General features: G+C 65.6%; 24 protein-coding genes. 15 read left to right on the top strand and 9 right to left on the bottom strand.

Annotated features, from left to right (window positions below; all coding sequences use genetic code 11):
- Positions 1–52: 52 nt before the first annotated feature.
- Together miaB and irrA are read right to left on the bottom strand one after the other, a co-directional pair.
- Positions 53–1,396 carry a tRNA (N6-isopentenyl adenosine(37)-C2)-methylthiotransferase MiaB gene (gene miaB, locus RGUI_RS02195; protein ID WP_081531555.1) on the bottom strand — a complete coding sequence of 448 codons (1,344 nt, stop codon included), beginning with the start codon at positions 1,394–1,396 and terminating at the stop codon, positions 53–55.
- 178 nt (positions 1,397–1,574) lie between these two features.
- Positions 1,575–2,018: an iron response transcriptional regulator IrrA gene (gene irrA, locus RGUI_RS02200; protein ID WP_081531556.1), complete on the bottom strand. Its 444-nt coding sequence runs from the start codon at positions 2,016–2,018 to the stop codon at positions 1,575–1,577.
- 153 nt (positions 2,019–2,171) lie between these two features.
- On the opposite strand from irrA, the gene fabA reads away from it, so the two are divergent.
- From fabA to RGUI_RS02225, 5 genes are all read left to right on the top strand, one after another.
- On the top strand, positions 2,172–2,681 hold the full coding sequence (fabA, locus tag RGUI_RS02205) for a bifunctional 3-hydroxydecanoyl-ACP dehydratase/trans-2-decenoyl-ACP isomerase (RefSeq protein WP_081531557.1): 510 nt from the start codon (positions 2,172–2,174) through the stop codon (positions 2,679–2,681).
- A 22-nt stretch (positions 2,682–2,703) separates the two neighbouring features.
- A complete protein-coding gene (gene fabB / locus RGUI_RS02210; protein ID WP_081531558.1) occupies positions 2,704–3,933 on the top strand; it encodes a beta-ketoacyl-ACP synthase I in 1,230 nt (409 codons plus the stop codon).
- A gap of 6 nt (positions 3,934–3,939) precedes the next feature.
- Positions 3,940–4,728, top strand: a complete 789-nt coding sequence (locus RGUI_RS02215; RefSeq protein ID WP_081531559.1) for an enoyl-ACP reductase — start codon at positions 3,940–3,942, stop codon at positions 4,726–4,728.
- A 222-nt stretch (positions 4,729–4,950) separates the two neighbouring features.
- Complete coding sequence (locus tag RGUI_RS02220) at positions 4,951–5,349, top strand: CZB domain-containing protein (RefSeq protein ID WP_156882843.1); 399 nt, start codon at positions 4,951–4,953, stop codon at positions 5,347–5,349.
- A 103-nt stretch (positions 5,350–5,452) separates the two neighbouring features.
- Positions 5,453–6,262 (top strand): division plane positioning ATPase MipZ, encoded by an 810-nt coding sequence (locus RGUI_RS02225; protein WP_081531561.1) that lies wholly within the window; start codon positions 5,453–5,455, stop codon positions 6,260–6,262.
- 11 nt (positions 6,263–6,273) lie between these two features.
- Here RGUI_RS02225 and RGUI_RS02230 read toward each other — a convergent pair whose 3' ends face one another.
- The 4 genes from RGUI_RS02230 to RGUI_RS02240 all read right to left on the bottom strand — a co-directional run bounded on the left by RGUI_RS02230 (position 6,274) and on the right by RGUI_RS02240 (position 8,773).
- Positions 6,274–7,098 carry a 1-phosphofructokinase family hexose kinase gene (locus tag RGUI_RS02230; protein ID WP_371587124.1) on the bottom strand — a complete coding sequence of 275 codons (825 nt, stop codon included), beginning with the start codon at positions 7,096–7,098 and terminating at the stop codon, positions 6,274–6,276.
- A gap of 2 nt (positions 7,099–7,100) precedes the next feature.
- Complete coding sequence (locus RGUI_RS22460; protein WP_371587125.1) at positions 7,101–7,226, bottom strand: hypothetical protein; 126 nt, start codon at positions 7,224–7,226, stop codon at positions 7,101–7,103.
- Between the two features lie 115 nt (positions 7,227–7,341).
- The gene (locus RGUI_RS02235) at positions 7,342–8,268 is read right to left on the bottom strand and encodes an MBL fold metallo-hydrolase (protein ID WP_081531562.1); all 927 of its coding nucleotides are present in this window, start codon (positions 8,266–8,268) and stop codon (positions 7,342–7,344) included.
- 85 nt (positions 8,269–8,353) lie between these two features.
- The gene (locus RGUI_RS02240) at positions 8,354–8,773 is read right to left on the bottom strand and encodes a metallopeptidase family protein (protein WP_081535930.1); all 420 of its coding nucleotides are present in this window, start codon (positions 8,771–8,773) and stop codon (positions 8,354–8,356) included.
- Between the two features lie 52 nt (positions 8,774–8,825).
- On the opposite strand from RGUI_RS02240, the gene gltX reads away from it, so the two are divergent.
- Complete coding sequence (gene gltX, locus RGUI_RS02245; RefSeq protein ID WP_081531563.1) at positions 8,826–10,145, top strand: glutamate--tRNA ligase; 1,320 nt, start codon at positions 8,826–8,828, stop codon at positions 10,143–10,145.
- Between the two features lie 48 nt (positions 10,146–10,193).
- Here gltX and RGUI_RS02250 read toward each other — a convergent pair whose 3' ends face one another.
- Positions 10,194–10,580, bottom strand: a complete 387-nt coding sequence (locus RGUI_RS02250; RefSeq protein ID WP_081531564.1) for a DUF302 domain-containing protein — start codon at positions 10,578–10,580, stop codon at positions 10,194–10,196.
- Between the two features lie 337 nt (positions 10,581–10,917).
- Here RGUI_RS02250 and RGUI_RS02255 point away from each other — a divergent pair, with 337 nt between their 5' ends.
- Together RGUI_RS02255 and cueR are read left to right on the top strand one after the other, a co-directional pair.
- On the top strand, positions 10,918–13,425 hold the full coding sequence (locus RGUI_RS02255) for a heavy metal translocating P-type ATPase (protein WP_081531565.1): 2,508 nt from the start codon (positions 10,918–10,920) through the stop codon (positions 13,423–13,425).
- A gap of 13 nt (positions 13,426–13,438) precedes the next feature.
- A complete protein-coding gene (gene cueR / locus RGUI_RS02260; RefSeq protein WP_081531566.1) occupies positions 13,439–13,843 on the top strand; it encodes a Cu(I)-responsive transcriptional regulator in 405 nt (134 codons plus the stop codon).
- Between the two features lie 3 nt (positions 13,844–13,846).
- Here the strand turns inward: cueR and RGUI_RS02265 are convergent, their stop codons facing one another.
- Together RGUI_RS02265 and pdxY are read right to left on the bottom strand one after the other, a co-directional pair.
- Positions 13,847–14,920, bottom strand: a complete 1,074-nt coding sequence (locus RGUI_RS02265; protein WP_081531567.1) for a methylglyoxal synthase — start codon at positions 14,918–14,920, stop codon at positions 13,847–13,849.
- Between the two features lie 4 nt (positions 14,921–14,924).
- Positions 14,925–15,755, bottom strand: a complete 831-nt coding sequence (gene pdxY, locus RGUI_RS02270; protein WP_081531568.1) for a pyridoxal kinase — start codon at positions 15,753–15,755, stop codon at positions 14,925–14,927.
- 319 nt (positions 15,756–16,074) lie between these two features.
- Here pdxY and RGUI_RS02275 point away from each other — a divergent pair, with 319 nt between their 5' ends.
- From RGUI_RS02275 to RGUI_RS02305, 7 genes are all read left to right on the top strand, one after another.
- Positions 16,075–17,064: an FHA domain-containing protein gene (locus RGUI_RS02275; protein ID WP_081531569.1), complete on the top strand. Its 990-nt coding sequence runs from the start codon at positions 16,075–16,077 to the stop codon at positions 17,062–17,064.
- Positions 17,065–17,289: 225 nt separating this feature from the next.
- Positions 17,290–18,747 (top strand): cobyric acid synthase, encoded by a 1,458-nt coding sequence (locus RGUI_RS02280; protein ID WP_081531570.1) that lies wholly within the window; start codon positions 17,290–17,292, stop codon positions 18,745–18,747.
- Between the two features lie 133 nt (positions 18,748–18,880).
- The gene (locus RGUI_RS02285) at positions 18,881–20,017 is read left to right on the top strand and encodes an ABC transporter substrate-binding protein (RefSeq protein WP_081531571.1); all 1,137 of its coding nucleotides are present in this window, start codon (positions 18,881–18,883) and stop codon (positions 20,015–20,017) included.
- A gap of 55 nt (positions 20,018–20,072) precedes the next feature.
- The gene (locus RGUI_RS02290; protein WP_371587445.1) at positions 20,073–20,981 is read left to right on the top strand and encodes a branched-chain amino acid ABC transporter permease; all 909 of its coding nucleotides are present in this window, start codon (positions 20,073–20,075) and stop codon (positions 20,979–20,981) included.
- Positions 20,981–21,964, top strand: a complete 984-nt coding sequence (locus RGUI_RS02295) for a branched-chain amino acid ABC transporter permease (RefSeq protein ID WP_081535932.1) — start codon at positions 20,981–20,983, stop codon at positions 21,962–21,964. The genes RGUI_RS02290 and RGUI_RS02295 overlap by 1 nt, the downstream gene beginning before the upstream one ends.
- Positions 21,957–22,712, top strand: a complete 756-nt coding sequence (locus RGUI_RS02300; RefSeq protein ID WP_081531572.1) for an ABC transporter ATP-binding protein — start codon at positions 21,957–21,959, stop codon at positions 22,710–22,712. Before RGUI_RS02295 ends, RGUI_RS02300 begins: the two co-directional genes overlap by 8 nt.
- Positions 22,709–23,398 (top strand): ABC transporter ATP-binding protein, encoded by a 690-nt coding sequence (locus RGUI_RS02305; protein WP_081531573.1) that lies wholly within the window; start codon positions 22,709–22,711, stop codon positions 23,396–23,398. Before RGUI_RS02300 ends, RGUI_RS02305 begins: the two co-directional genes overlap by 4 nt.

The raw sequence follows: 23,398 nt of genomic DNA on the forward strand, positions 1-23,398 counted from the left end.
AGCGATGTATCAGGCCCTCGGCATCAGCAGTATCGATGCCAAAGTGCAGCGCCTAGCCAGGCTGATCTGTCGCAACGGCCAGTCGGCCGGCCAACGAATTCGGCGCCGCGGCGGTGATTTCGACCGGTGCGATCCGGCCCAGCCAGTCTTCGCCCGCCTCAACATGAACAGCCTGCAAATGGTCGGATTTGCCGACAAGCTGCCCCGGCAGGCGTCCGGCCTTTTCGAACAGAACGCCCACTTGGCGCCCGACCATCGCCTGTTGCGCGGCCTCCTGCTGGGCCTGCAAGAGGGCCTGAAGGCGGCTCAGGCGCTCCGCTCTGACCTCTTCGGGCACCTGATCGCGCTCGGCCGCCGGGGTGCCGGGCCGCGGCGAATACTTGAAGGAATAGCACTGGCCATAGCGAACCTCGCGCACCAGCGCCAGCGTGGCCTCGAAATCCGCGTCGGTCTCTCCGGGAAAGCCGACGATGAAATCGCCCGAGATCAGGATATCGGGCCGGGCGGCGCGGATGCGTTCGATCAGCCGAAGATAGTCGTCGGCGGTGTGCTGGCGGTTCATGGCCTTCAGGATTCGGTCCGATCCCGACTGCACCGGCAGATGCAGATAGGGCATCAGTTCCGGCACCTCGGCATGGGCGGCAATCAGATCGTCGGCCATGTCGTTGGGATGCGACGTGGTGTAGCGTATCCTCTCCAACCCGTCGATCTTCGCCAGGTCCCCGATCAGCCCCGCAAGGCTGACGGCGCCGCCATCGGGGCCCGCCCCGTGATAGGCATTCACATTCTGGCCCAGCAGGGTGATTTCCACCACGCCGCGGTCCACAAGCCCACGCGCCTCCTCCAGCACGCGCGCCACGGGGCGGCTGGCCTCTGCCCCGCGGGTGTAAGGGACGACGCAGAAGGCGCAGAACTTGTCGCAGCCTTCCTGCACGGTCAGGAACGCCGTCGGGCCGCGCTGTGCCTTTGGCCGCCCCCCCAACCGGTCGAACTTGTCCTCTTCGGGGAAATCGGTGTCGAGCGCCTTTTCCCCCGCCCGCGCCCGTGCCTCAAGCTCCGGCAGGCGATGATAGCTTTGCGGCCCGACCACCAGATCGACCAGAGGCTGCCGCGCGAGGATCTCGGCCCCTTCCGCCTGTGCAACGCAGCCCGCGACGCCAATCTTCAAATCGGGATTTGCCGCCTTGAACGGTTTCAGCCTGCCAAGTTCGGAATAGACCTTCTCCGCGGCCTTCTCCCGGATGTGGCAGGTGTTCAGCAGGATCAGGTCTGCGTCCTCAGGCGTGTCGGTCGCCACGTATCCCGCCGCGGTCAGCGCCTCTGCCATCCGCTCGCTGTCATAGACGTTCATCTGACAGCCATAGGTCTTGATGTGGAGTTTTCGGGACATGGTCATACCGGCACAGCGCTGAGGTGGATTGGCAGGTCACCTACAGCAAGCGACGGCATGTCGCAACGTGCGAGAGAACCGATCTTTCGGCGGCGGGCCGGCGCTGGGTCCCCGCCCGAAAAGCCGAAACGCGGACACCGCATATGCAGTACCCGCGTTCCTTGCATTCTTGTGCGTGGTCGTCTCAGGACGCCCGGCGAAGCCGGATCACCACGTCCACCTTCGAGATTTCGGCACCATCCGGCGGCGACGGCAGCTTGGTGATTTCAAGCTCACCCGAGGGCGCGTCGGACAGACGGTGTTCGTCTTCCCAGAAGAAGTGCGGGTGGTCGTCGACCCGGGTATCGAAATAGCTCTTCGTGCCGTCGACCATGACCTCTTGCATCAGGCCCGCCTGACAGAAGGCCCTCAGCGTGTTGTAAACCGTCGCAAGCGACACCTTCTCGCCAGTCGCACAGGATGCGGCGAACAGCGTTTCTGCCGTCACATGCCGGTTTTGGCCATCGCCGATCAGAAGCGCGGCGAGGCTGACCCGCTGGCGCGTGGGGCGCAGACCGGCTTTGGAAAGCCAATCGCTGCTGCGCTCGATCGCGTCAGGGTGGTCGGGATGGGGATTAAGCTGTATCATGCGGCCAATATGATGATTGCAACTCTGTAATTCAAATGATTTTGACTTGAAGCGGCGCTTTGGCGCGGCTGCGGCACGCTATTGCCACTCTCCGAAGCACGATGCTACAGGGGCGTAACCAACAACTCGAATGAACGAGGGGGCATTTCCCGCATGACCGGCTATCCGACGAGCTTCGACAAGGACGCACTGCTTCAATGTGCGCGGGGAGAGCTGTTCGGCCCCGGCAACGCGCAACTGCCCGAACCGCCGATGCTGATGATGGACCGAATCACGGAGATCAGCGGCGACGGCGGCGCACATGGCAAGGGCCATGTCGTTGCGGAATTCGACATCCACCCCGATCTCTGGTTCTTCCAGTGCCATTTTCCCGGCAACCCGATCATGCCGGGCTGCCTGGGGCTTGACGGTCTGTGGCAGTTGACCGGGTTTAACCTTGGCTGGCGCCGCTGGCCCGGCCGGGGCTATGCCCTTGGTGTGGGCGAAGTGAAGCTGACCGGCATGGTTCGGCCCGACCGCAAGCTCGTCACTTACTACGTCGATTTCACCAAGGCGATCCAGACCCGCAGGCTGACCATGGGTGTGGCCGATGGCCGGGTGGAGGCCGATGGCGAAACCATCTATCAAGTCAAGGACATGAAGGTCGCCCTGTCCGAAAGCTGACCTACCAGAAAAGGAGAGCGCCATGCGCCGCGTTGTCATCACGGGGATCGGCATCGTTTCGCCGATCGGCAACAACGCCGCCGAGGTCGAAGCGTCCTTGCGCGCCGGCCGTTCCGGCATCCGGTTCGAGGAAACCTATGCGGAAAACGGTTTCCGCAGCCAGGTCGCGGGGATCCCGCAGATCGATCTTGAGGCCTTGATCGACAAGCGCCAGTTGCGCTTCATGGGCCCGGGGGCCGCCTACAACTTCATATCGATGGAGCAGGCGATCGCCGACTCGGGGCTGGAGGCATCCGACGTCTCGAACGAGCGGACCGGGCTGATCATGGGCTCCGGCGGGCCGTCGACGTCGAACTTCTTCGTCGCCCACACTACCGTCAAGGAAAAGGGCAGCCCCAAACGCATGGGGCCGTTCATGGTGACGCGCTGCATGTCGTCGACCAACTCTGCCTGCCTTGCCACGCCGTTCCGGATCAAGGGTGTGAACTACTCCATCACCTCGGCCTGTTCGACCAGCGCCCATTGCATCGGCAACGGCACCGAACTGATCCAGATGGGCAAGCAGGACATCGTCTTCGCCGGCGGCGGGGAAGAGGTGGACTGGACGCTCTCTTGCCTGTTCGACGCGATGAATGCGATGTCGTCGAAATACAACGACACGCCCGAAACCGCCTCGCGCCCCTTCGACGCGACGCGTGACGGCTTTGTCATTGCCGGCGGCGGCGGGGTCGTGGTGCTGGAAGAACTGGAACACGCCAAGGCCCGCGGCGCCAAGATCTATGCCGAAGTGACCGGGTACGGCGCGACGTCCGACGGCCATGACATGGTCGCCCCGTCTGGCGAGGGCGGCGAGCGGTCGATGAAACTGGCGATCTCTACCCTGCCCGAGGGCCGCAAGGTCGACTACATCAACGCCCACGGCACTTCGACCGTCGCGGGCGACGCGGTCGAGGTGAAGGCGGTGCGCAATGTGTTTGGCGACGGGACGACCCCGCCGATTGCCTCCACCAAATCCCTGACCGGGCACTCCCTCGGCGCGACCGGTGTGCATGAGGCGATCTATTCGCTGATCATGTTGCAAAAGGGCTTCATCGCCGCCTCTGCCAATATCACCGAGTTCGACCCCGATATCCGCCCCGAGGAGATTCTGACCGAACTGCGCGAGGGTGTCGAACTCGACACCGTCCTGTCCAACAGTTTCGGGTTCGGCGGCACGAACGCCACCCTTGTCATGAGCAAGTATCACGGATGAGCGCCCATGCCTGAGTTGATGAAGGGAAAACGCGGCCTGATCATGGGCGTCGCCAATGATCGCTCCATTGCCTGGGGAATTGCCAAGGCAATGGCGGATGAGGGCGCGGATCTTGCGTTTTCCTATCAGGGCGAAAATTTCGGCAAGCGGGTCGCCCCCCTTGCCGAAAGCGTCGGTTCAAGCTTTCTGGTCGATGTCGACGTGACCGATGACACGTCGCTCGACCATGCCTTCGCCCGGTTGCAGGAGGAATGGGGCACGCTTGACTTCGTCGTGCATGCCATCGCGTTTTCCGACAAGAACGAACTGACCGGGCGTTTCATCAACACCACGCGCGACAACTTCAAGAACAGCCTCGCGATCTCCTGCTACTCGCTGATCGACATCGCGCGGCGGGCGCAGCCGCTGATGCCCGATGGTGGCACGCTCCTGACGCTGACCTACCAAGGCTCCAACCGGGTGACGCCCTTCTACAACGTGATGGGGGTAGCCAAGGCGGCGCTGGAATCGACGGTCCGTTACCTTGCCTCCGACCTTGGCCCGGAGGGTATTCGTGTGAACGCCATTTCCCCCGGTCCGATGAAAACGCTGGCCGGGGCCGCCATCGGCGGCGGTCGCAAGACCTTCCGCCACACGGAAATGAACGCCCCCTTGCGCCAGAACGCGACGCTGGAATGCATCGGTGGCACCGCGGTCTATCTGGCCTCCGACCACGGCGCCTGCACGACGGGAGAGATCATTACCGTCGACGGCGGCTATCACGTCCTTGGCATGCCCCGGTTCGAGAACATCTAGGCGGCACCCGGGCCGGCCATCCCATTTGGCGATGGCCGGAACTGTGGCTTTCCGTCCGCGGCAACACCGTCAGACAGGTTTGTGCATTGCGGCCCGAGCCGGGAACGCTCGCGCAAAATGAACGAACTTCCGCCTCCAACTCTCCTATTTCCGCCCGATTTTCATGGTTTCTTGACCTCTTAGAATTACTTGCGTTCGCAAGTCGTCCCCTTGGAGGTGATCATGAACCAAGCGCGAATGATCGAGCTGATCGACGTGGCCGTGGCCGGCCACATGGAGCGACACCTGCTCCTTCAAAAGGCCATCGAACGCGGTCGCCGGGGGCCAGAGCCCGAGAACGTCGCAGACCCGAAAATCTGCCGCTTGGGCAAATGGCTGTATGGGTCAGAGATTGACGAAGCGACCCGGCGGAGCGAGGCATTCACGGTTGTGAACCGCCTGCACAACAACTTTCACGACTGCGCCGGCCGGATCATGGACCTCGCCCGCGACTTCAAACCCGAACAAGCCACCGCCCTGCTGCACGGCGAATACAAGACGCATTCCGACAAACTGGTTCGTGCGCTCTTGCTGTGGAAACAGGAACTCCTGATGGCAGAACGCAAGAAGCGCGTGGCGTAATTGACCGACAGGCCAGTGTGATCTTCAAGGCGCTTTGAAATCTCGCCAACACAACATATGGTAGAAGCTAGAGGCACTCGCGCAGAATCACGGGGGCGAGACAATGGCGCATATCATTGTTGTCGGGAACGAAAAGGGCGGCGCGGGGAAATCCACCGTGTCGATGCATGTGGCAACCGCATTGGTTCGCCAGGGGCACAAGGTCGGGACAATGGATCTCGACCTTCGCCAGCGCAGTTTTGCCCGCTTTGTCGAGAATCGGCGCGCCTACATTGATCGAACAGGCGTCGACCTTCCGATCCCCGACTTCCTCGAATTGCCGCAGGTGTCAGAGGCAGACCTGAAACCGGGCGAGAACATCCACGACCAGCGCCTGTCCGTCGCCATAGCGGAACTCGAAAAGGACAAGGATTTCATCCTGATCGACTGTCCCGGTTCCCACACACGGCTCAGCCAGATTGCGCATACGCTGGCCGACACGCTGATCACGCCGCTCAATGACAGCTTCATCGACTTCGATCTGTTGGCACGGCACGACGGGGCAACGGGCAAGATCCTCGGCCCCTCGGTCTATTCGGAAATGGTCTGGCAGGCGCGCCAGATGCGCGCGCAGGCCGGGTTGAAACCGATCGACTGGGTGGTGCTCCGGAACCGTCTGGGTGCGCAACAGATGCACAACAAACGCAAGATGGGCGAGGCATTGCAGAACCTCTCCCGCCGCATCGGCTTTCGCGTCGCCCCCGGCTTTTCCGAACGGGTGATCTTTCGGGAGTTGTTCCCCAACGGCCTGACACTATTGGACCTGCGGGAAACCGGCGTGACCAGCCTGAACATCTCCAACGTCGCAGCTCGGCAGGAACTGCGCGATCTGATGACCGCGCTGCGCCTGCCGTCGACCGAAATGGCGGCCTGAACGGAGACGCGTCAGGGCACCACGCTGACCGGGCAGCGGTCGAACAACGCCTCGGTATCTTCGCGGGTGCAAAGCGCGGTCGCGTCGGTCATGACTGCCGCGCTGGCTGCAGCCGTGCCCCACTGCAAGGCACGTTCAAGCCCCTCGTCCCGCGCCAGCGCCAGGGTGAAGCCGCCCACGAAACTGTCCCCGGCCCCAACCTTGGAGCGGACCGGCACCTTCGCGGCCTCTGCATGCAGCCGCACCCCATCGGCCGCAAGGACGGATCCGTCTGCACCGCGGGCCACCACCACCACCTGCGCAACGCCGCGCGCCACCAGTTCCGCGGCGAAATCCACACTGTCACCCCGGCCGGGCAACTTGCGTCCCGATAGCGCCTCGGCCTCTTTCTGGTCCATCCGCAGGATGTAGGGCGGCGTTTCACAGCCGCCGGCGGCCACCCGGTCAAGCGCCGGGCCCGAGGTGTCGCAAACGATCCGCGCACCGCTGCGCCCGATCTTGGAACAGGCCAAGTCAAGAAAGTCGTCCGACAAACCCTTGGGAATACTTCCCGAAATCACGACATAGCCCTCTTCGGGCACGGCGGTGGTCACTGCGGCCAGAATCGCGCGGCTCCCCGCCTCGCTCCAGATCGGGCCGGGCAGGACGAACCGGAACTGTTCCCCGGTCGAACTGTCGGTCACCGCGATGCTCAGCCGCGTTTCGCCCGGCGCCACCAGCGGGATCAGGCGAATGCCCTCGGCCTCCAGCAGCGCGCGCAGCTTGTCGCCGTTATGGCCGCCCATCGCCACCAGTGCCCGGCTTTCCCCGCCAAGCAGACGGATCGCACGCGACACGTTCAGGCCCCGCCACCGGGATCGGTGACAGGCGGGGCGCAGCGCAGTTTTTCCTCGGGCATGACATGCGAGACCGAAGTCGAAAGATCGACGGTCGGGTTCAACGTCACGGTCAGAATATCGAGCATATGGGCAGTCGGTCCTTGGCAATCCGGGGGCGACAGTGCCATCCCGTCACGCCCACGCCAAGCCCATATGCGGGCCTGCGGCAGTCAAAGCCGCCGCACGCCCAAGCGTGAAGCATCAGCCAAGCATCATCTGGTAACTGGCAGGCACATAGCGATATCCGCTGCCCTGCGCCTCGACAAAGCCGAGGCCGGGGAACGGCATGTGGTAGCCGATGAACGGCACCTTGTCGGCGGCCATCATGCCCAGCATCCGCTTGCGCGTTTCCGCCGCCATCGCCTTGTCGCGGTCATAGCGGACCTCCCAGTCGGGATAGGCCAGCGACCAGACATAGTGATTGGCGAAATCGGCCCCCAGCACCAGTTGCTTGCCGTCGCTTTCCAGCATGTAGGCCATGTGCCCCGGGGTGTGACCAAAGGCCGACATCGCCGTCACGCCGGAGGCCACGCTGCCCCCGTCATCAAGGAACGTCATCTTCTCGGCCAGCGGGCGCACCTTGCCCTCGAAACCATCATTGCCCGACATGTCCCACGAGTCGAATTCCGTGGCCCCGGTCAGATAGACGGCGTTGGCGAAGGTCTCGCCCCCCTCGCTCCGCAGGCCCCCGATATGGTCGCCATGCATGTGGGTGATCACCACCTTGTCCACCTGATCGGGCGCATATCCGGCGGCGGCGAGCGCCGCGGTGATGCCCTCGGCGTTCAGGCCCGTGTCGAACAGGATCAGCTCTGTCCCGGTATTGACCACCGTCGGGGTAAAGAAGAACTGCGCCTTGTCCGCCGGAATCAGGTTCTCTTGCGAAACCGCGGCGAACCGGTCCGGGTCGACATTCAGACCAAAGATCGTCTGCGGATCGGGCACGGTGCGCGTGCCGGCCAGCAGCGTCGTCACCTCGAACGCGCCAAGCTTGAAACGATGATAGGGCGGCATGTCCGCACCCATCATAGGTGCGGCCGCCCGGGCCGGTTGCGCCGCCGCGGCAGCGAGGGGCAAGGCCGCCCCAGCCATCAGGGCCTGACGGCGGTTGAAGGTCGAAGTGGTCATCGGATCTCTCCCTGAGTTTCCCCGCGAAAGGGTAGCGGCCCATTGCGGGCCGTCCATTTCACGAAACGGAGAGGCGATCCGGCCGTCACTCCCACCACTGGTCAATGGCGGCGATATCGTCATCGGACCAACCGAAATGATGCGCGAATTCGTGGATCAGAACATTGGTCACCATCTCGGCAAGCGTGACCTCCCCCCGCTCCACCCATTCATCCAGGATCGGGCGGCGGAACAGCCAGATCGCGTCGGGCCGGTCGGGCTGGTCCATCACCGACCGCTCGGTCAGCGGGATCCCGTCATAAAGTCCGGTCAGTTCGAACGCGTTGTCGATCCCCATCTCGGTCAGCACATCCTCTGTCGCGAAATCCTCGACGTGGATCGCGACGGCACGGGCATGGGTCCGGAACGGTTCAGGCAAGGCCGCGCGCACCTGTTCGGCCAATGCGGCGATGTCGTCGATGCGGGGCGGAGTGGTATGGCGGGGTTCGTCAGTCACGCCCCTCATATGGACAAAAGCGCCGGTCTGTGGAAGAGCGTTCGCCGAATAGGAGACCCCCATGACCACCGTCACCCGCTTCGCCCCCTCGCCCACGGGCTATCTTCACGTCGGCAACCTGCGCACGGCGCTCTTCAACTTCCTGATCGCTCGCAAATCGGGCGGCACGTTCATCCTGCGGCTGGACGATACCGATCCGGAGCGGTCCAAGCAGGAATATGCCGACGCGATCAAGGAAGACCTCGAATGGCTGGGGCTGACATGGGACCGGGTGGAACGCCAGTCCGACCGGCTGGACCGCTACGCCGCCGCCGCCGATTCGCTGCGGGATGCGGGGCGGTTCTACGAATGCTTCGAGACCCCGACCGAGCTGGACCTGAAGCGCAAGAAACAACTGAACATGGGCAAGCCCCCGGTCTATGACCGCGCGGCGCTGAACCTGTCGGAGGCGGAGAAGGATACGCTCCGCTCTGAGCGATCCGGCCACTGGCGGTTCCTGCTGAACCAGGAGCGTATCGAGTGGACCGACGGCATTCTTGGCGATGTGTCCATCGACGCGGCCAGCGTGTCCGACCCGGTGCTGATCCGGGGCGACGGTCAGGTGCTGTACACGCTGGCCTCGGTCGTCGATGATACGGAAATGGGCGTGACCCATGTCGTGCGCGGCTCTGACCATGTCACCAACACCGCCACCCAGATCCAGATCATCCAGGCGCTGGGCGGCACTGTCCCGGCATTTGCCCATCACTCGCTGCTGACCGGCCCGCAGGGGGAGGCGCTCTCGAAACGCCTTGGCACGCTCAGCCTGCGCGACCTGCGCGCCCGCGGCGTCGAACCCCTGGCGCTGCTTTCCCTGATGGCCCGGCTGGGATCAAGCCAGCCGGTGGAATTGGCCGGCAGCATCGACGAACTGGCCGACGGCTTCGACATCGCCAATTTCGGCGCGGCACCCACGAAGTTCGACGAGAACGACCTGTTCCCGCTGACCGCCCGGCACCTGCATGGCCTGCCGCTTGCCGCCGTTCAGGACGAAATCGCCGCCCTTGGCGTGCCGGGCGACATCGCCGGGCCGTTCTGGGATGTGGTGCGCGAAAATATCGGCACGCGCGCGGATATCGCCGACTGGTGGACGCTTTGCCGTGACGGCGCGACCCCGGTGATCGAGGATGAGGACCGCGCCTTTATCGAAGAAGCGTTGGCCATGCTGCCCGACCCGCCCTACGGGCCGGACAGTTGGGGCACATGGACCGCCGCGGTAAAGGAAAAGACGGGGCGCAAGGGCAAGGCGCTGTTCATGCCCCTGCGCAAGGCGGTCACCGGTCGGGCGAAGGGGCCCGAGATGGGTGATTTGCTGCCGCTTCTGCAAAAGAAGCCGGGCTAGGGTTGGATCGGAGATCGCATCGCGAACGGGTGGCGCGATCTCTGGCACTCAGACGGCCGCAACCGCTTTCGCCAACATGTCCCGCACGGCGCCGGCGACCTGCTTCAGTTCTGCATTGTCGATGGCCGACATGGATGCCTCGGGGTCGACGGCGCTGACCTCCACCCCCTCATCGACCTGACGCAGGATCACGTTGCAGGGCAGCATCGTGCCGATCCGCGGCTCCAACCCGATGGCCTTGTGCGCCATCTGCGGATTGCAGGCCCCAAGGATGCGATAGGGCGCCATGTCGGCATCCAGTTTCTTCTTCATCGTGGCCTGAACGTCGATCTCGGTCAGGATGCCAAAGCCCTGTTCCGACAGGGCGGCGCGGGTTCTGCCGTCGACCGCTTCGAAATCGGCATTCTCGATGATGCGCGAAATTGTATAGCTCATACGCTCCTCCATGATGTGCATGTCGTATTCTGAAACATAGCGTCTGAAACCCGAAAGTGTTCCGGTGCGTGCCCTTGCACCTGGGATGTCTTTGGTCGAATACGGCCATCGCGGCGGGGGCCAAGGCTTTCGCGGCCTCCCCGATTGCCGCAACTCATCTGTGGCACGCCAAGTTTCCTGCATCGCCTCGATAGCATGGTTTGCGGCGGATCGCCCCCCCTTCCACCGCCAGCAAGGTCAGAGACCGACCTTGGCCTGAAGAAATTCCGCCCCACGCCTTGACCTTCCAGTTGCTGGAAGCCCCATTTTCCCCTTTGTTCGGTAAAAGGAGGTCGAGATGACGGAACACCGTCCGGTCACATTGTCGGTTGAGGGTATGTCCTGCGCGTCCTGCGTGGGCCGCGTCGATCGGGCGCTCAGCGAAATGGATGGCATCGGCGAGGTGTCGGTCAATCTCGCCTCCGAAACCGCCCGCTTTGCCATAGACGATCCCGCACGCATCCGGTCCGTGGCCGATACCTTGACCGAACTGGGATATCCGGCACGGGCAGACTCGGTCACGCTGAACGTGGCCTCGATGTCCTGCGCCTCCTGCGTCGGGCGGGTGGAGCGCATTTTGTCCGCGGTGCCCGGTGTGCTGCGCGTCACCGTGAACCTCGCCGCAGAAACCGCCACGGTCCACTATCTTGAAGGGGCGACGGACCCGGCCGCGCTTGCCCAAGCCGCGACCGATGCGGGCTACCCGGCCGAACCCGCCCAAACCACGACGGTGGATCGCAGCGAACGCAAGACCGAGGAAGCCCGCAATCTGGCCCGCCGCCTGGGGCTGGCCGCCACCCTTGCCCTGCCCGTCCTCATCCTTGCCATGGGCAGCCACGCGATCCCCCCCCTGCACGCGCTGATCGCCGACACCATCGGCATGCAGGCAAGCTGGATCATCCAGTTCGTGCTGACCACAGCGGTTCTGCTGGGGCCCGGACGGATGTTCTATGCCAAGGGGATACCGGCGCTTCTGAAGGGGGCACCGGACATGAACAGCCTTGTCGCGGTCGGTACAGGTGCTGCCTATCTCTATTCGGTGATTGCGACCTTCTTGCCGGGCCTGCTGCCCGAGGCTGTGCGCGCCGTCTATTTCGAGGCCGCGGCGATGATCGTCGTGCTGATCCTGACCGGCCGCTTTCTGGAAGCCCGCGCCAAGGGCCGCACGGGCGCCGCGATCCGCAAGCTGGTCGGCCTGCGGCCACGCACGGCACGCGTTCTGCGCGACGGCGATCCGGTCGAGGTGCCCATCGACCAGATCGTCCCGGGCGACATCCTTGTCGTCCGCCCGGGGGAGCGGATCGCGGTGGATGGCGAGGTCACCGGGGGCGGGTCGCGAGTGGACGAAAGCATGATCACCGGCGAACCCGTGCCCGTCGCCAAGCACATTGGAGACCCGGTCACAGGCGGCACGATGAATGGCACCGGCAGTTTCAGCTTCCGCGCGACGCGCGTGGGTGCCGACACCACGCTGGCGCAGATCATCCGGATGGTGGAAGAGGCACAAGGCGCGCGGCTGCCGATCCAGTCGCTGGTGGACCGGATCACGCTGTGGTTCGTGCCCGCGGTGATGGGCGCGGCAACACTGACGGTCCTGATCTGGCTGTTGGCGGGGCCGTCCCCGGCGCTGACCCTCGCCCTGGTCGCCGGGGTGTCGGTGCTGATCATCGCCTGTCCCTGTGCGATGGGACTTGCGACGCCCACCTCGATCGTGGTGGGAACCGGCCGCGCTGCCGAAATGGGCGTGCTGTTTCGAAAGGGCGATGCGTTGCAGGCGCTTGGGTCGGTCGATGTCGTGGCGCTCGACAAGACCGGCACGGTCACCGAGGGGCACCCGGAATTGACCGATCTGGTGGTGGCAGAAGGCTTTGACCGGGCCGAGGTTCTGGCCGTGGTGGCCGCGGTCGAAGAACATTCCGAACACCCGGTGGCCGCGGCGATCCTGCGCGCGGCCCAGGTCGAACGCGTGACCCGGCATGACGCGCGGGAGTTCGAGGCCATCGCCGGGTTCGGCGTCCGCGCCAGGGTGGCGGGGCGCGACGTGCTGGTGGGCGCGGATCGCCTGCTTGCCCGGCACGACATCGGCACGGCGGGTCTGGCACAAGCCGAGGCCGATATCGCCCGGCGCGGCCGAACGGCCCTTTACGCGGCCATCGACGGCCGTGTTGCGGCCGTCATCGGTGTGGCAGACCCGGTAAAAACCAGCAGCGCGGCGGCCATCGCCGCACTGCATGCCCAGGGGCTGAAGATCGCCCTGATCACCGGCGACCGGGCCGAGACCGCCGAGGCCATCGCGCGCGAGATCGGCATCGATCATGTCATCGCGGGCGTGCTGCCCGACGGAAAGGTCGCGGCGCTGGAGGCATTGCGGCAGACCGGCCAGCGGGTCGCATTCGTCGGTGACGGGATCAACGACGCCCCGGCACTTGCCCATGCGGATGTCGGCATCGCCATCGGCACGGGTACCGATATCGCCATCGATGCCGCCGATGTGGTGCTGATGTCGGGCGATCTGCGTGGGGTCGTGAATGCGTTCGAAATCTCCCGCCGCACGATGCGCAACATCCGCCAGAACCTGTTCTGGGCCTTCGGCTACAATACCGCGCTGATCCCTGTGGCTGCTGGCGTTCTCTATCCCGCCCTCGGCGTACTTCTTTCACCGGTGCTGGCCGCGGGCGCGATGGCGCTGTCCTCCGTCTTCGTGCTGAGCAATGCGCTACGCTTGCGCCAAGTCATGCCGGTGATGGACGAAGGGCCGGCGCGGCCGGTCGCCCAAGCATCCATCGCCCCCGCGGCCGCAGAGTGAGAAGGGAACGGTCATGAATATCGGCACAGTCGCCCGACGCTCCGGCCTGCCTGCAAAAACGATCCGGTACTATGAAGAGATCGGGCTGATCAAACCCGACCGCGGGACCAACGGCTATCGCAGCTTCAGCGACAGCGACCTGCACACCCTGTCCTTTCTCGGCCGTGCCCGCGCGCTTGGCTTTTCGATAGAAGACTGCCGGAGCCTTCTGGGCCTTTACAAAGACAAGCAGCGCGCCAGCGCCGACGTCAAACAGATCGCCAAGGCGCATCTCGCCGCCATCGAACAAAAGATCGCGGAACTGGAGGCGATGAAGCGCACCCTTGCCGCGCTGGTGGACAAATGCGCGGGCGACCACCGGCCCGATTGTCCAATCCTCGACAGCATCGGCGCGGGAAAGGTACGGATGGCCGAATAGACGCTACCGCCCGGCGGGCAAGAGCGCCACAACCAGCGCATCGGCCGTGGAGGGGTTCAGCGCCAGTGGCGTGTCATGCAGCATCGCCAGCCGTGTCAGCGCCTGAAGGTCCACATCCCCGCCATGGGCCAGGGTGGGGTCGGCGAAAAAGATCACCGCGTCCAGTTCCCCGGTTGCGATCAGCGCCCCAAGCTGCTGGTCGCCCCCGCGGGAGCCACGCTGCAAGCGCTGCACCGAAAACGCGGGCACGGTCGCCGACAACAGCGCCCCTGTCCCGCCGGTGCAGATCAGGCGTTGCCCGGTCAGCGCCCGCGCGTGCCGCAGCACCCAGGCCCGAAGCTGCGCCTTTCGATTGTCATGGGCGACCAGCGCCAGACGCCGGGGCGCCGTCGAATGCGCCCGCGCCCGGGCCGTGATGTCCAGAATACTGCGCACCTGCCCCGCAAAGCCCGCGCTTTCCGCCGGGAATACGCCATCCAGCGCCGCGGTGCCGACGGTAAAGCCCGCCGCCCCCGCGCCGGCCGCGGCCTCGATCCGGTCGGCCCGGTCGATGCTGCCCGCCATCACCACGGGCTTGTCCACGGCCGCACAGACCGCCGCCATCAACCCCGGCACGTCGCCCTCGAACCGGTAGGCCAGCAGATCCAGCCCGTGGACATGTTCCAGATCGGTCAACTGCCGGGCAGAGGCGACGATGTCGTCCACCGGCCCTTCCAGAACGCTGGGATGCCCGACGATCCGCCCCGGAAACGGGTAATAGCGCAGCGGATGATCGCGGGTAATCTCGGTCACCTCAGCCGCCCGCGTGCCGCCAAGCAGGCAATCGACATCCAGATCGATGGCCGCCCGGGCCGAGGCCAACTCGCTATCCGCATCGAGGCTGACAACCTCAAGATAGGACCGCGCGCCCGCCGCCCGGATCGCCTGCGCCACGGCTTTCAGGTCGTCGAACGGCAGGCCCACATCCTTGAACCCAATATGGCGCACGCCCCCTTCCAGCGCCTCGTCCAGCCGGGCGCGGGCGTCGGGAATGGTCCGGTCCTGCGATGTCAGCATCAGGATGAAGTCGAACGCCATGTCGTTATGCCTCCGTTCTGCTGGTAACGGGTTCGGCCGGGACCGGCGGCGCGGCGACCCATTGGTGCCGGGTTTCGACGATCCGCAGATGCGGCGCCCCCTGACTGTCACCGATAAGCCGATCCAGGTGGCCCAGCGCGGCGCCAACCTCAAGCCCCGCGGCGATCATCGCCGCAAACGCGTCGCCCACACCATGCGGCACGTCCTCGCGCAGGGGCGTGCAGAACTGCGTCCCCCCGTCAGCCGTGACGGCAATGATCCCGGTCCGTCCATCGCCCAACGGGGGCGAGGTCAGCAGAACCTTCCCCGCCTGCCCTGTGTCCAGCAGCGCATCGGCCGCCGCCTGCGCATCGGCCAGGTCGCGCACGTCGTGGCCCGACAGAAATCCAAGTTCGAACTGGTTCGGCGTCAGCACATCGGCAAGCGGCACAAGACGGTCGCGGATCGCCTCTGCCACCTCGCGAGGCACGTAAAGGCCCTTGGGCGCGTCGCCCAGAACCGGGTCGACCACCACCCGCGCATCGGGGCGGGCCTGCCGAAGCCGTTCGGCAAGGTCCGCGGCAAGCGCAACATGGCCGGCACTTGGCAGATAGCCGATCAGAAGGGCGAAATGCTCATGTAACCAACCGTTTGCGGCCAGCGCCTCAACCATTGCCTGCAATGTCTCCACCGGCACGGGCATACCCGAAACGTGCGGCCAGCCGGGATGATTGGACAGCACCACCGTGGGCAACCCGGTCACGGGCACACCCAGCGCCGTCAGCACCGGGCGCGCGGCGGACAGGCCCACATGCCCAAAGGCAACCTCGCTGGACAGGACCAGAACACGCTCCATCGACACCACCTGCTTTGCCGGACTTCGAGAATATGCAGAATTTCACTCGATTTTGGCGCGCATCACCACCTTCGACATCGCGCAATCGCGGTTTTCCCTGGATTTGCCCGGCCCCGCCCCTCCGCCTTGCCACAGCTTTGCCCACATTCCGTCGCGATCCGGCAAGCCGGCACCATGTTTTGGCCCGGTTTTGTGGCAAGACTGCGCCGGTCCGGGCCAGCCCGCGCCCCCAATCGACCCGAACCAAAGCGGGCCACGCCTCCGGACAGACCCGATCCGCGGTTGAGACGAAACCAGACCCACAGGCCGACGCACTCATATGGACGACGAAGACATGAAATTCCTCCGGCGGCGCCCCCCGGCCACCGCCGACAACGCGCCAACGTCAGGAAATGCGGAGAGCGACAACACCGGCGACGCGCCGCCCGCATCGCAGGAGCCGCCCTTCGAAGACGATCTGGCGCGGTTCAACCGGGTTCTGGGCGCTACCGCGGAGGAGGCGCTTTCCCCCGCCCTCCATCGGCCGATCTTTGCAGGCCTGCGAGCGCCGCGGCTGCCGGGCATCGGAGACGCGCCGCATCACGGCATGCCCCGCGGCAAACCGTGGATACGAAGCCCTCACGAGGACGAGCCAACCGCTGATGGCACCGCATCCCGCCCCTATGCGCCAGAGCGGCCACGCGAAGCGGAAGGGGGGCATCGCCGGCGTGCCTCGGACATGGCCGGGGACGGGCCCGACGTCACGACGACCGAGGAACTTGGCGCAGAGTTCACGGCTGACATCACCGACGACGAACTCCGGACGATTTCCGTTGCGCCACCATCACCGGGCCGGGAAACCACGCGCGACGGGTATGCCAGAACCCGCCTGCCAACGCTTGATGATCCCTTGGGTGCAGCCGCCGCCCCTCGCGACGGCTCTCCCACCCCGGTTGCCGCGGCCGAAAAGCTCTTTCCGGTCGGTTGGCTGGTGGTCGTTGCGGGACCCGGAACGGGCGCGCATTTCACGCTCTTCAACGGGATTTCGCGGATCGGACGAAGTGCGGGGCAAACCGTGCGCCTTGATTTCGGTGACGCTTCGATCCCGTATTCGACACAGGTCTTTCTGTTTTTCGATGCGGCACGATCGGCCTTCCTCCTCGACCCCGGCAACACGACCGCCGACATCCGCCTGAATGGCCAACCGCTCCGCGGAATCGAGCCGGTGGCGACCCACGACGAGATCGGGATCGGCGAAACCCGCCTGCGCCTTGTCGCCCTGTGCGGGCCTGACTTCGCATGGCCGCCGTCAGACGACGAGAGCCGCTGAAGACCGTCACGCCGCGGTCATAGGCAATAGCGACGGCTGGATTGTCGCCGACCTTGACCGCCCCCTTTCCGGCGACCATCAGACAGCAGACGCCGCAACGCTGGCTTCCCCAAGGGCCGAACCCGCCGCTGCATATCGTCCCCGCGCCGCCTCTCGACGTTCCGATTGCCCTGTGCCACCACTGCCCCCACCAAGAGGTGGAGCAATAGCTTGACACGCGCACTCATGATCCAGGGCACCGGGTCGAATGTCGGAAAATCGCTGCTGGTGGCGGGCCTGTGCCGGGCTGCGCGGGCGCGCGGGCTGACGGTGGCGCCGTTCAAGCCGCAGAACATGTCCAACAACGCCGCCGTCACCATCGACGGGGGAGAGATCGGGCGGGCACAGGCGCTTCAGGCCCGGGCCTGCGGACGCGATCCGGTCAACGACATGAACCCGGTTCTGCTGAAACCGGAAACGGACACTGGCGCGCAGGTCGTCGTTCAGGGCAAGGCCCGCGGCAATTGGCGGGCACGGGACTATATGGGTGAAAAGCCCAACCTGCTGGCCGCCGTTCTGGAAAGCTTCGCCCGGCTGTCACGGCAGGCCGATCTCGTACTGGTCGAGGGCGCCGGCAGCCCGGCCGAGATCAACCTGCGCAAGGGGGACATCGCCAATATGGGCTTTGCCCGGGCGGCCGATGTGCCCGTCATTCTGGTCGGCGATATCGACCGGGGGGGCGTGATCGCCCAGATCGTCGGCACCAAGGCGGTGCTCGACCCCGCCGATGCCGCGATGATCGCCGGGTTTGCGATCAACCGGTTCCGTGGCGACCCGCGCCTGTTCGACGATGGCTATGGGATGATTGCAGCGATGACGGGCTGGCGCGGCTTCGGTGTCGTCCCGTGGTTCGACGCAGCCGCCGCCCTGCCCGCCGAAGACGCCGTCGATGTTCGGCCCGCAACGGGCGGCGGCGGGTTCCATATCGTTTGCCCGATGCTGTCGCGGATCGCGAATTTCGACGATCTGGACCCGCTGAAGCTGGAACCGGGCGTGCGCCTGTCGATGATCCCGCCCGGCACGGCCCTGCCGGGCGATGCCGATCTGGTGATCCTGCCCGGCACGAAATCGACCCGCGGCGATCTGGCGTTCCTTCGGGCAAAGGGATGGGACGTGGACTTGGCGGGCCATGTGCGGCGCGGGGGCCATGTGCTGGGCCTGTGCGGCGGCTACCAGATGCTGGGCCGGCGCATCGTCGACGACGCGGGGCTGGAAGGCCCGCCCGGCACGACCGAGGGGCTGGGCCTTCTGGACGTCGAAACCGTCATGCAGCCCGACAAGACCCTGACCCGCATCCAGGCCACCCACGCCGCGACCGGCACGCCGTTTTCCGGCTATGAAATCCATATCGGTCGCACCGACGGCCCGGACCGCGCCCGCCCCTTTGCCCATGTCGCCGGCCGGCCCGAGGGTGCGGCATCGCCCTGCGGCCGGATCGCGGGCAGCTATCTGCACGGGCTTTTCTGCGAAGACGGCTTCCGGCGGGATTGGCTGGCCGGGCTTGGCGTGGCCTCCGGGCCCACCGGCTATGACGCGGCGATTGACCAGACGCTGGATGCGCTGGCCCGGCATCTGGAGCGTCACATGGACCTTGAGACGCTCTTTGCCACCGCCCGGCCGATCCCCGGCAACCTTGGCGGGTGACGCGGCTGCAAGGTACAAGTGCGACCCCCGCAATCCCTTCTTGCGGGCGGGCTGCGCCGCGGCATAGCATGCCTTTGACGTCTTCCGCGCGCCGGGCCATCCGTCGGGAAGACCACGACAGGGAGAGACTGGAATGAAGACGACAACTGCCCTTGTGGCCGCAGCCGCCCTTTCACTGGCCGGAGCCGCCGGGGCCGAGCCGGTGAAGGTCGGCATGATCACCACGCTGTCGGGCGGCGGCGCAAGCCTTGGCATCGACACGCGCGACGGATTCATGCTGGCCGTGAAACAAGCCGCGAACCCCGATCTGGAGGTCATCGTCGCCGACGATCAGCGCAAGCCCGACGTGGCCGTGCAACTGGCCGACAAGATGATCCAGTCCGACAAGGTCGACGTGCTGACCGGCATCGTCTGGTCGAACCTTGCCATGGCCGTGGTGCCGGCGGCGACCGCGCAGGGCAAGTTCTATCTCTCCACCAATGCAGCGCCCTCTGCCCTTGCTGGCAAGGGCTGCAACCCGAACTATTTCTCCGTCAGCTATCAGAACGACAACCTGCACGAGGCCGCGGGCGCCTATGCCGTCGCCGCAGGGATCACCAAGGCGTTCATCATGGCGCCGAACTACCCGGCCGGGCACGACTCCCTGAACGGGTTCAAGCGGTTCTATGAAGGCGACGTGGTGGGCGAGGTCTATACCAAGCTCGGCCAGACCGACTATGCGGGCGAGATCGCGCAAATCCGGGCCTCGGGCGCGGACGGCGTGTTTATCTTCCTTCCGGGTGGCATGGGCATTTCCTTCGTCAAGCAATACGCCGCCTCCGGCGTCGGCCTGCCCCTGATCGGCCCAGCCTTCAGCTTCGACCAGTCGATCCTGCAGGCAATGGGCGACGCCGCTATCGGCACGATGAACGGCGCCAACTGGTCGCCCGATCTGGACAACGCCGCGAACACGGCGTTCGTGGAGGCATTCAGCGCCGAATACGGCCGCCTGCCCTCGGTCTATGCCTCTTACGGCTATGACACGGCACACCTGCTGCTGTCTGCGATGGACAAGGCCAACGTCACCGATGCGGATGCCTTCCGCGCCGCACTGCATGATGCCGACTTCGACAGCGTCCGCGGCAAGTTCTCGTTCGGGCCGTCGAACCACCCGATCCAGGATCTTTACGTGCGCGAGGTGGTGAAGGACGGCGACGTCTACACCAACCGGATCGTCGGCACCGCGATGACCGACCGCGGCAACGCCTACGAGGACGAGTGCAAGATGTAAGCCCGCGGCACGGGCGCCGTCGTCCGTGCCGTTTCAGGAGACCCCCTTGTCCGCCATGCTGCTGATCGAGCAGGTCCTGAACGGCCTGCAATACGGCGTGATGCTGTTTCTGATGGCGGCGGGGCTGACGCTCGTCTTCGGGGTGATGGGGCTGATCAACCTCGCCCACGGCTCGCTTTACATGGTGGGGGCGTTCGCCTGCGCGGCCGTCGCCACCGCAACCGGCAATTTCTGGCTGGGGCTGGCCGCCAGCCTTGCCGCCGCCGCGGCCGCCGGGGCCATCGTGGAACTCGCTGTGATCCGGCGGCTTTACGACCGCGACCATCTGGATCAGGTGCTGGCGACCTTCGCGCTGATCCTCGTGTTCTCGGAAGGCACGCGGTGGCTGTTTGGGTCATTCCCGCTTTACCTCGACATCCCCGCTGCGCTGGCGGGCCCGGTTCACCTGCCCGGCGGCATCGACTATCCGTTCTATCGCCTGGTGCTGATCCAGTTGGGCCTGATCGTTGCCGCAGGGCTGTTCCTGCTGATCGGGCGCACACGGCTGGGGATCCGCATCCGCGCGGGTGAAGCGGATCGGGAGATGATCGCGGCCCTCGGCGTCGATATCTCGCGCCTCTACACCATCGTTTTCGCCCTTGGCGCGGCACTGGCCGGGCTGGCGGGCGCGCTGGTGGGCGCGCTGCAATCGGTACAGGTCGGCATGGGGGAACCGGTGCTCATCCTGGCCTTCGTGGTGATTGTCATCGGCGGCATCGGCTCGGTCAAGGGGGCGCTGATCGGATCGGTTCTGGTGGGGCTGACGGATACGCTCGGCCGGTTCCTGCTGCCCGTCGCCTTCGGCACGGTCCTGCCGCCGTCCGAGGCGACCTCGGTCGGTGCCGCGCTGGCCTCGATGCTGATCTACATCCTGATGGCGGGCATCCTGATCGTGCGCCCCGGCGGGCTTTGCGGGCGGGCATGATGCGGCGGGAAACCCTTCTGAACACCGCCCTCGCGCTGGCCCTCCTGGCGGTGCCGCTGGCCGCACAGGCGATGGGGGAACCCTTTGTCATCACGCTGGCCACCCGCGTCGCGATCCTTGCGCTGGCGGGCGTGGGGCTGAACATCGCGCTGGGGCTGGGAGGCATGGTATCCCTGGGCCATGCCGCGTTTTTCGGGATCGGCGGCTATGCGATGGGGATCCTTGCCAGCCCCGTGCAGAATTACGAACTGCTGATGGCATGGCCCGTCGAACTGGCGGGAACGAAGTCGATGCCGGTGATCTGGCTGACGGCGCTGGTATCAGGCGCGCTGGCGGCACTTGCCATCGGGGCACTGTCCCTGCGCACCTCGGGCGTCTATTTCATTATGATCACGCTGGCCTTCGGGCAGATGCTTTACTACTTCGCGATCTCCTGGCCCGCCTATGGGGGGGAGGACGGGCTGTCGATCTATGTCCGCAACGGCTTTCCGGGGCTCAACACGCTCGACCCGTTACAGTTCTTCATGATCTGCTATGCGGTTCTTGTCGGCGCACTTGTCTTTTCGGCAAGGCTGGCGGGGTCGCGGTTCGGGCTTGCGCTTCGGGCCGCGCGGCAGAACCCCGACCGGACCGCGGCGCTTGGCATCCGGCCCTATTCGGTGAAGCTGGCCGCTTTCGCGATCTCGGGCGCGGTGACGGCGCTCGCCGGGGCGCTGTTCGCCGACCTCAACCGCTTCGTCAGCCCGTCCATGCTCAGTTGGGAAACCTCGGGCGAGATCATGGTCTTCGTGATCCTGGGCGGCGTGGGGCGGCTGTTCGGGCCGGTGGCGGGGGCAGCGTTGTTCATCCTGCTGGAACACTGGCTGGGCGGGATCAGCGAATACTGGAAGCTGTTCCTGGGCCTGATCCTGCTGGGCATCGTTCTGTTCGCCCGTGGTGGCGTGATCGGCACGCTGGCCGGGCGCGAGGTCGCCCATGACTGACCCGGTGCTGGAGGTGCGCGGCCTGCATCGGTCCTTCGGCGCGTTGAAGGCGATGGATGGCGTGTCGCTTCAACTTCGCCCGCGTGAAATCCACGCGCTGATCGGGCCGAACGGGGCGGGAAAGTCGACCCTGATCGGGCTGATTGCCGGGACCGTGGCCCCCGACAGCGGACAGGTGATCCTGAACGGGCGCGATGTGACCGGCGCCGATGTTGCCGTCCGTGCCCGGGCCGGGCTGGCCCGCAGTTTTCAGGTGTCGTCGGTGGCCGCGGATCTGACCGTTCTGCAAAACGTGCTGCTGGCCATTCAGGGGGCAAGCGGCCGGACCTTCGGGGTCTTTCGTGCAGCACTTTCCGATACCTGGGCCTGCTCTGACGCCATGACCCACATCACCCGGGTCGGCCTGAGCGACCGGCGTGCCGTCCCCGCCGGCGATCTGGCCCATGGAGAGCGGCGCCGGCTGGAACTGGCGATGGCCCTGGCCCTGTCCCCGCGGGCATTCGTTCTTGACGAGCCGATGGCGGGGATGGGCCCCGATGGCGCGCGGGACATGACCGCGCTTCTGGACGATTTGCGGCACGAGGCGCCGATCCTTCTGGTCGAACATGACATGGACGCGGTCTTCCGCCTTGCCGACCGGGTCAGCGTTCTGGTCTCTGGCCGCATCATCGCGGAAGGCACCGTCGCCGCGATCCGCGCGAACCCGGAGGTCCAGCGCGCCTATCTGGGCGAGGAGCGACTGGAATGACCCTGGTCGAGATGCGCGATGTCACCGCCTTTTACGGCCCGTCGCAGGCGCTTTTCGGTGTGGATCTGGACATGGCCGAGGGCGAGGTCGTGGCCCTGATGGGCCGTAACGGGATGGGCAAGACCACCACGATCCGCGCGCTGACGCGCATGCTGCCCCACCGGGGGGGAACCATCCGCTTTGCAGGCTGTTCGCTTGCCGGTCTGCCATCCCATCGGGCCGCGCGGCTGGGCATCGGACTGGTGCCGGAGGGGCGGCGCGCCTTCCGGGGGCTCAGCGTGCAGGAAAACCTGCTGGCCGCCGCGCGCCGCGGGCCTTGGGATCTGTCGCGCGTCTATGACATGTTCCCGCGGCTAGGCGAACGGCGGACGCAGGACGCCGCCACGCTGTCGGGCGGCGAACAACAGATGCTGGTGATCGGGCGGGCGCTGACGACTAATCCGCGCCTCTTGATCCTTGATGAGGCGACGGAGGGTCTGGCACCGCTGGTCCGGCAAGAGATCTGGGCCGCCATCCGCAAGCTGAAACAGGAGACGGGCCTGTCGATCCTGATCGTGGACAAGTCGCTGAAGGAACTCTCCCATATCGCGGACCGGGCGGTGATCCTTGAAAAGGGGCGCACGGCTTGGGCAGGCCCGATGTCCGAAATGACCCAAGGTCTGGCGGACCGCTATCTGGGCGTGTGA

Source organism: Rhodovulum sp. P5, from assembly GCF_002079305.1.
Lineage (GTDB): Bacteria > Pseudomonadota > Alphaproteobacteria > Rhodobacterales > Rhodobacteraceae > Rhodovulum.